We start from the raw sequence: 878 nt of genomic DNA on the forward strand, positions 1-878 counted from the left end.
GCCTAAAGCGTGTTCCAAAAGGCCGTGATCAGGGCATTTCCCTTGTATGGCTGGGGTGTTGAGGGCTGATCCGTTGTGGGTGGAGACGTTCACGGGCCTGCGGATGCGGCAGTTCGAAGGCTTGTTACGGGTGGTGCGGGAGCGGGGCGGCAACGGTCCTGGCGGCGGGCGGCCGTGGTGCCTGCCGTTGGCAGACCGGGTGCTGCTGGTGGCGGTCTACTACCGCACCAACCTGACCATGCGACAGCTCGCGCCGCTGTTCGCCGTCTCGCCGGCGACGGTGTGCCGGGTCATCCAGCGGCTGCGGCCCCTCCTCGCCCTTGAGCCCATTTCCCGGCCCGCCGACACTACGGACCGGCTGTGGATCGTGGACGGCACGCTTGTCCCGGTCCGCGACCGGAAGATCGGCGCCTCGAGCCGCAACTACCGGTTCTCGGCAAATGTGCAGGTCATCATCGATGCCGACACCAGGCTGGTCGTGGCCACCGCTCGCCCGGCCCCGGGCAACCGGGCCGATGCCCAGGTCTGGCGGAACTCCGGTCTTGCCCAGCACTGCGACGGCGTCACGGTGCTGGGCGACGGCGCCTACATCAACACCGGACTCGTCGTCCCGCACCGAAAACGGCCCGGCCGGCCACTCCTCGCGGGTGAGGAGGAAGACAACGCCGAGCATCGTCGGGTCCGTGCCCGCGTCGAGCATGCCTTCGCCCGGATGAAGAACTACAAGATCCTGCGTGACTGCCGCCAGCGCGGCAACGGCCTCCACCATGCGGTCCAGGCCGTCGCCCACATGCACAACCTCGCCTTGGCAGCATGATCAGAACAGCAGAAGCCCCGGCTTGACCTGCCCGAACACGACCTTCTGCAACACGCTTTAG

1 protein-coding gene is annotated in these 878 nt (G+C 67.4%); it reads left to right on the forward strand.

Annotation, left to right across the window (positions count from 1 at the left end):
- Positions 1 to 46 precede the first annotated feature (46 nt).
- Positions 47 to 817: a transposase family protein gene (locus RNB18_RS50660; RefSeq protein WP_311720881.1), complete on the forward strand. Its 771-nt coding sequence runs from the start codon at positions 47 to 49 to the stop codon at positions 815 to 817.
- Positions 818 to 878: the final 61 nt, after the last annotated feature.

The sequence above is a fragment of the Streptomyces doebereineriae genome (assembly GCF_031845645.1).
GTDB classification, from domain to species: domain Bacteria; phylum Actinomycetota; class Actinomycetes; order Streptomycetales; family Streptomycetaceae; genus Streptomyces; species Streptomyces canus.

Coding starts and splice junctions, on each gene's coding strand:
- RNB18_RS50660 (WP_311720881.1), top strand. CDS start 47: ATGGCTGGGGTGTTGAGGGCTGATCCGTTGTGGGTGGAGACGTTCACG.